The 6,552-nt window shown below is 59.8% G+C and carries 8 protein-coding genes and 1 pseudogene; 3 read left to right on the top strand and 6 right to left on the bottom strand.

Features of this window, described 5'->3' with window-relative positions:
• Positions 1-470: 470 nt before the first annotated feature.
• Positions 471-1,217: a Crp/Fnr family transcriptional regulator gene (locus tag X751_RS135020; RefSeq protein ID WP_023708062.1), complete on the bottom strand. Its 747-nt coding sequence runs from the start codon at positions 1,215-1,217 to the stop codon at positions 471-473.
• Positions 1,218-1,369: 152 nt separating this feature from the next.
• Between X751_RS135020 and hemN the strand changes: the two genes are divergently transcribed.
• The gene (gene hemN, locus X751_RS135025) at positions 1,370-2,719 is read left to right on the top strand and encodes an oxygen-independent coproporphyrinogen III oxidase (RefSeq protein ID WP_023750565.1); all 1,350 of its coding nucleotides are present in this window, start codon (positions 1,370-1,372) and stop codon (positions 2,717-2,719) included.
• A gap of 236 nt (positions 2,720-2,955) precedes the next feature.
• On the opposite strand, the gene queE is transcribed toward hemN, so the two are convergent.
• Genes queE through X751_RS1000000167360 form a run of 4 tightly spaced genes read right to left on the bottom strand, consistent with a single transcriptional unit; the run spans position 2,956 to position 5,002 of the window.
• Entirely contained in the window at positions 2,956-3,690 is a 735-nt protein-coding gene (gene queE, locus X751_RS0134935; RefSeq protein ID WP_023708064.1) for a 7-carboxy-7-deazaguanine synthase QueE, read from the bottom strand.
• The gene (gene queD, locus X751_RS135030; protein WP_023673552.1) at positions 3,687-4,043 is read right to left on the bottom strand and encodes a 6-carboxytetrahydropterin synthase QueD; all 357 of its coding nucleotides are present in this window, start codon (positions 4,041-4,043) and stop codon (positions 3,687-3,689) included. The genes queE and queD overlap by 4 nt, the downstream gene beginning before the upstream one ends.
• On the bottom strand, positions 4,043-4,741 hold the full coding sequence (gene queC, locus X751_RS135035; protein ID WP_023708066.1) for a 7-cyano-7-deazaguanine synthase QueC: 699 nt from the start codon (positions 4,739-4,741) through the stop codon (positions 4,043-4,045). The genes queD and queC overlap by 1 nt, the downstream gene beginning before the upstream one ends.
• Before the next feature lie 15 nt (positions 4,742-4,756).
• Positions 4,757-5,002 carry a hypothetical protein gene (locus X751_RS1000000167360; RefSeq protein ID WP_156936445.1) on the bottom strand — a complete coding sequence of 82 codons (246 nt, stop codon included), beginning with the start codon at positions 5,000-5,002 and terminating at the stop codon, positions 4,757-4,759.
• A 300-nt stretch (positions 5,003-5,302) separates the two neighbouring features.
• Here X751_RS1000000167360 and X751_RS135040 point away from each other — a divergent pair, with 300 nt between their 5' ends.
• Positions 5,303-5,692 carry a hypothetical protein gene (locus X751_RS135040; RefSeq protein WP_023673549.1) on the top strand — a complete coding sequence of 130 codons (390 nt, stop codon included), beginning with the start codon at positions 5,303-5,305 and terminating at the stop codon, positions 5,690-5,692.
• 56 nt (positions 5,693-5,748) lie between these two features.
• Positions 5,749-5,913, top strand: coding sequence for a hypothetical protein (locus X751_RS1000000167690; protein WP_023746489.1), 165 nt, complete (start codon positions 5,749-5,751; stop codon positions 5,911-5,913).
• Positions 5,914-6,266: 353 nt separating this feature from the next.
• Here X751_RS1000000167690 and X751_RS1000000166640 read toward each other — a convergent pair.
• A pseudogene (locus X751_RS1000000166640) lies at positions 6,267-6,552 on the bottom strand (transposase); the annotation flags it as partial.

The following is a 6,552-nucleotide window of genomic DNA, read 5'->3' as shown; positions in this document are numbered from 1 at the left end:
GACGTGAACAATCACCAGCCTGCCATGACCGCCCCCTCTCAGCGAATTTGCAGAACTCTCAGCACACTACCCGCACCACCGGCCGCCCGTTTATGGATGGGGCCTGGCGTCCCCGGTCGGGCCCCGGGTGCGGAGGCGACCGCGGGCGTGTGGGGGAGCGCACCTTCTGCGACGCTGGAAAGCAGGTCGACGCCTTACCGAACCCCGCGTTCAATGCCTTGGAACAGCCAGCGCCAGCGTTACGCTGCCGTCGTGACATTCATGGCTTGGGGAGACGGCGATTTTCCCCTGCGGATGAGGCGTATTGACTTCGGCCAAGTGTGGATGCTTCGCCGACGAGCCGAAAGGCAACTGGCGCATACGATCGGATGGAGAACGGGCTGTCGCTACGCGACTTCTTCTGAGCCCAACGCGAGCATGCCCTGCCCCGAATGAAGTAAGTGACGGGGGCCATGCAGCTTCTGCGTCATTCAAACGGCTGTAGCGCCTCGGCCGCCGCAGCGCCGTTCCAGCCGGCTCATGCTGTCCACGGTGACGCGGCGGTTGTTCTCGATCCGAATCACGCCGTCCATTCTCAGGCTGGTCAGCTGACGGCTCACGGTCTCGTTTGTGATTCCAAGGAAATCAGAAATGTCGGCACGCGTCATCGGCAGCTCGAAGCACGTCGAGCTAGCCGTCGGGTCAACATTGGAGTCGATGTTCCGGGCAATCATGAGGAGAAAGCTCGCCACCTTCTCTGGTGCGGTCTTGCGCCCCAGAGTCACCATCCATTCGCGTGCCTCGTCAAGTTCGTTCAACGCCTGCTTGAGCAGGCGATGCACAAATTCAGGTGACTGCTTCATCATCCGTTCGATGGCCGCTCTGGGAAACGAGCATAGCGAGACAGCTGTTGCCGCTTCCGCATTAATCGCACTTTTCATCTTGAAGGGCCGACCCAGAAAATCCGGGGCGAACTGCAGGCCGACAATCTGTTGGCGTCCATCTGACAGGCTCTTCGTGAGCTTCACCACGCCTGAAAGCACGTTCGAATAACAGTCGACCGCCTCGGCGTCGCCGATCAGTTCGACCCCCGGCTCGATATTGTGCCGCGACGACGTCTTGGCGAGCTGAGCCAAATGGTCTGGCTCTAGCGCGCCACAGACACCGCGGCGCCGTGCCTCGCAAGACAGGCAAAGAACGGGGATGCCGGAACTGTGAATATCCTGCCGTAATGTCATTCGATCGCTCTACCGCTCCGTGCGGGCAGGATAGCATCCACGGTAGAAAAATCCTTGCGGCAGTTTGTCCGTGCTGAAGGTTGATCGAAATCAGGGCTTAGGCTCATCCAAGCATCCACAGTTCGGGCGAGGCAAACACGGTGGACCACGACATGCGACAAAAGCTAGTTGCCAGATTTGGCGAGAACGTCCCGCGCTACACGAGCTACCCGACCGCGCCGCATTTCAATGCAAGCGTTGACGCTACCGTTTGTCGTGGCTGGCTACAGCGGCTCGATGAGGGCGACGAAATCTCGCTCTATCTGCACATCCCATACTGCGACAAGCTTTGCTGGTTTTGTGCCTGCCATACCAAGCAGACACGCCATTACGAACCGGTGACGATCTATCTCCGCTCACTGCATGCCGAGATCGCTACCGTCGCCGGTCTTGTTGGAGGCAAAGGTCGTGTGCGTGCCGTCCATTTCGGCGGTGGTTCGCCGACCATGCTCAAGCCCGAAGATATGGTGGCGCTGGGAACCGCCCTGCGCAACAGCTTCGGCTTTCTTCCCGGCGCCACGATCAGCGTTGAAATCGAACCCAACGATATGGACGATGCCCGCCTCGATGCGCTTGCCGAAATCGGCATGACCCGTGCGAGCCTCGGCGTTCAGGATTTCGATCCGAAGGTGCAAAAGGCGATCAACCGCGAGCAGAGCTTCCTGCAGACCAAGACGGTCGTCGACGGCGTTCGTTCGCGCGGCGTCGAATCCGTCAATCTGGACCTGCTCTATGGTCTGCCGCACCAGACCAGGGAAAGCGTCGCTTCTACGGTCACGCAGGCACTGACCCTGGAACCGGATCGGATCGCACTGTTTGGCTACGCGCATGTACCGTGGTTCAAGAAACATCAGACGATGATCGACGAGGCCTGGTTGCCGGGTCCCGCGGAGCGCTTTGCCCAGTCGCAACTGGCTGCACAGGCGATTGTAGACAATGGATACGAGGCAATCGGGCTCGACCATTTCGCCAAACCAGGCGATGCGCTGGCGATTGCGGCACACACCGGGACTTTGCACCGGAACTTTCAGGGCTACACGGACGATTGCTGCGAAATCTTGATCGGGCTCGGCCCGTCATCCATTAGCCAGTTTCGGCAAGGCTATGCGCAGAACATGCCTTCAACTAGCGAATATAGACGCATGGTTGATGACGGCGGGCTGGCCGCTGTTCGGGGTATCGCACTTTCCAACGACGACCGCGTTCGCGGCTGGATCATCGAACGTTTGATGTGCGACTTCGCCTTCTCGGCCATCGATCTGGTGGAACGCTTCGGCGAGGCCGGCCAGAGGCTCCTCCTTCAGTCAAGTTCCATGGCCCTCCACGATCCGGTTCGATTGCTTGAACTTGATGGCGACAGATTCGTTGTGCCGGCTGAAAGTCGCCCTTTCGTCCGAAGCATCGCGGCCAGGTTCGACAAATATTTCGAAGCTGGAACGGCCAGGCACTCGGCGGCAGTCTGAGCACTCAGAGGAACGGTCATGCCTCTCAGTCGATCATGGACCGCGGTACGTTTGTTGATCGGCGACCGTCTATCGAGACAAGATTCTGAGCGGACCAGACGCGTCTTGGCGCAGCGACGATATCGTCCGCTCGAGCCCTGCCTGTCGGATCATGGTTGTCGGCGACAGCTCCCTTCGACCTGAACCACCCGTTCACCCGAATTCTGCCGGCGCAGTTCCAGTGGAAAGGGCCTGGGCTAGACGGCTCTCTTGTTACCCCAGAGCACAACGTGCAGCTGCGGCAGCACGCGGGCCTCGAACCATCTGTCGCGGGTCACGCTGTCAACCAGCCACTCCATGCGCTTCAATATTCCGTCAAGGTCGACAGGCGCGTCATCATTTGTGGGGTGTGGCGGCGTGTGATTGCCGGGCTGCAGATAGATCGGAAGTTGCGGAAATTGCGCAGCGGCGTCTTTCGCGTAGGTGTAGTCCCTTTCGTCGAAAACAATGAGCTTGAGCACGACTTGGGGCTTGCCTTGTGCCGCCTGGAGGCACGCCTCGACAGCGGCCCAATCTGTCGTCATTCGGCTTGACGGCGGCTTTGGGCTGAGGATCAGCACGTCAAGCTGCGCAAACCAGTCCCTGGCAAGCGACCCTTGGGTTTCCAGCGCAAAACGGTAACCGTCACCATGGCCCCGGTCGATGAGCGCGCCGAGCGGCTGGATGGCCGGATTGCCGCCTGATAGCGACACCATCACCGGGCGGCCACCGGAAAGGGCAAGCACATTTTTCCACACCGCCCCAACGGACATCATCTCCCATTCATGCCGGAATTGATTGTCCACAGCATGGAGGCTGTCGCACCAGGAACAGCGATAGTCACACCCGCCGGTTCTGACGAAGATCGTCGGCAAACCTATGAGCACGCCCTCGCCCTGGATCGTTGGCCCGAAAATCTCGCTAACGCGGATTGCGGGATGAGTATTCGTCATGGCCGGTATTCCGCCCAGGTTTTCGGCGTTTCGCTCACCCGCACGGCCGCGGTTTCGCTCAGGCGTGCCTTGCACCAGTCGTAGAAATGTCTGGCCAGATATTCCGCCGTGACTTGCTCGTGTCCCAGCACGTCGTTGAGATGCCGGTGGTCGAAGCTCTCGTCGATGTAGCGTTTGAATGGCGCCAAGTCGTGGTAGTCGCGCACGAAGCCGTGATCGTCCAGTCCATCCGCTGAAAGCTCCACTTCGACGATGTAGTTATGTCCGTGCAGGCGCGCGCATTGGTGATCGGGTGGCAATGAGGTGAGCTGATGCGAGGCTGAGAAGTGGAATTCCTTGGTGATGCGGAACATTACGCGGTGGTCCTTCGCAGCGCTCCGAGCCAGAAGTCGGAGTCCTCATACTCGGTTGGGTCCGGGTGCCCAGCGATGTGAAACGCCTCACGCCGCTCGACGCAGGTCCCGCACCTCCCGCAATGACGCTCGGCGCCCTTGTAACAGGACCAGGTCTGCGCAAACGGCGTGCCGTATGTGGCTCCATCCATAACAATGTCCGCCTTCGTCAGGTTCACATAGGGTGCATAAAGGCGAATCTGCGCGTAGCCGTCGAGCGCGTGGTCCTGCATCATCTGGAAAGCGTCGATGAAGGCCGGACGGCAATCGGGATAGACAACGTGATCCCCACCATGCACGGCCGTCGCCACTGCGTCAGCGTCTTGCGCTGCGGCGAGGCCGAAGGCAATGGCCAACATGATGGCGTTCCGGTTGGGCACCACCGTTATCTTCATCGTGTCTTCCGCATAGTGCCCGTCGGGCACGTCCACATTGTCGGTCAGCGCGGAGCCGGAAAGGTCGCCGCCGATCTCGTGGATATCGATGATTCGCTGCGGGACACTCAGGCGCTCCGCGCAAAGGGTGGCGAAGCCCAATTCCTTCCTATGCCGTTGGCCGTAATCGAACGATAGCAGGCCGGTCAGCTGGTGCTCCGCTGCCACTTTGTGGGCAAGAGTAACGGAATCCAATCCGCCGGAGCAGACGACGAGAGTCTTCATCGTTGGGTCCTTGTTTTAACCGGGTAGGCTGCGACCGGAGATTTCTCTGCGCTCCAGTACTTCAGGAAAACCATTTTGTGAAGTGAACGGAGACCAATTCGTGCGCTTGCGTGCGATGCGCAAAAAGCCATCGCGGTGAGCTGCAAGGACACTGACTGGCGAGACGTCACCCTTCAGCGGAATGCTCAAAGTCGAACGCTTCTCGGGGACAAAGTTCTCGACGAGCAGAGCCTGTCGGTCCCGAGCGCCGAGCGACGCCATTGCAACGGTTTCGGAGTACAAAGCCGAGATGGGCTTGCCGCAAACAGCTCACTTACCAGGGATGTTCAGCGATGCCGAAATCCAGATATCGGGGTGGATTATGAGATCAATTGTCGCGACAGCTTTGGCTGGCCTGCTCCTCGCGCTTCGTAGATGCAGCGCATTCCACGTCAGGATCATTTTGATGAGCACGCCCTCAATGGATAACCGGCGAACCCTGAATAACCGGTCGTGAGCCGACATCTGTGAACAAGCGGTGTGGTCGATTGCAATCACCCATGTCTTGGGCACAGGTACCTTATGGCAGTGGATGAACTGAACTTGATGGTTTTACAGATGGCAGTCGAAAGCGTCCGCTCGCTCTCGTTGAGCTTCGCTGAAAAAGCCGCCGAGATAGCCACCAGGAGCCGCGGCAGCCTGCTTTTCAACGTGCGGATCGACGGTGACGCGCAGGTCCAGCGGGTCGCAGCCATCCGATATCACGGCGGCCAATTCGGCGTGCTGGCGTTAGACGGACACGGCCTAGTTACCCACTATTGCATCGTTAACGGTATGTTCTCACATTACATTGCGGCCTTGGAGAGCTGGCACAGGATGCCCCTGTCGATGCAGGCCAAGATGGATGCCAACGGCAATGCCCGTCTCTTCGTAGCGGCGTTGCGGGATGCCGGACATATGCTGGGCACCTAGCATTTGGCCAGAGTGCATCTCTGAATTTGCAAGTGCATCACTGCGATGGCGCCGGCATGATCGTCATGCTCGAAAAGGGCTGCGGCGGCCGCGGCAAAGGGGTCGCCGCGATGATGGTGTCAACGGCGTTGCATCGATGCGAGCGTTTAGAACAGAGGTCTCCTCCTGGCATCGAGCGTATGCAAGGAGCTACGCAAGCGCAAATGTATCAAGTATTTTGAAGGGACGACCCCTCATGCATACTTAGCTGCGATGCTCGGGCGGCATAAGCCTCGTTGCCATCTAGCCGCCTTGATGCACGGCGATAAGCTTTTGACGGCCTGAAGCGACGCTGTGGTCGCCGTTGCGGTGCTTTTCCACGCGCCTCGTGAGGCGCCGGGATTGCTCCGGCGTGATGGCAGGCGGGGGACGAAGCGGATATCGCCACCGTGGGCGCCGACCTCGACCCGCGCGATGATGCGCTCGACGCGGCTCCAACTAGCGGCGCCGTCAACGAACTTTTTGAACCTGCGGACCTTGCCTGTCTTGGCCGACGCTTCGAAGCGCGCGGTCGTGCTGGCCTCCAGATCCGCGACATGNGCTCGACGCGGCTCCAACTAGCGGCGCCGTCAACGAACTTCTTGAACCTGCGGACCTTGCCTGTCTTGGCCGACGCTTCGAAGCGCGCGGTCGTGCTGGCCTCCAGATCCGCGACATGTTTGTGCAGGGTCGTGGTGGGCGCGAGGCCAAAGATGAAGTCGACGTCGTTGGCGCGGCACCAGTCGATGACCTGCGGGTTGCAATAAGGGCTATCGCCGCGGAGCAGGATTCGAATGTTCGGCCAGTTGATCTGGATCGCCCGCACCAGACGGCGCAGGTGG

Origin of the sequence: Mesorhizobium sp. LNJC394B00 (assembly GCF_000502555.1) — a bacterium.
Lineage (GTDB): Bacteria > Pseudomonadota > Alphaproteobacteria > Rhizobiales > Rhizobiaceae > Mesorhizobium.
The sequence above is the reverse complement of the archived record's forward strand: the minus strand, read 5'-3'. Positions and strand labels throughout refer to the sequence as shown.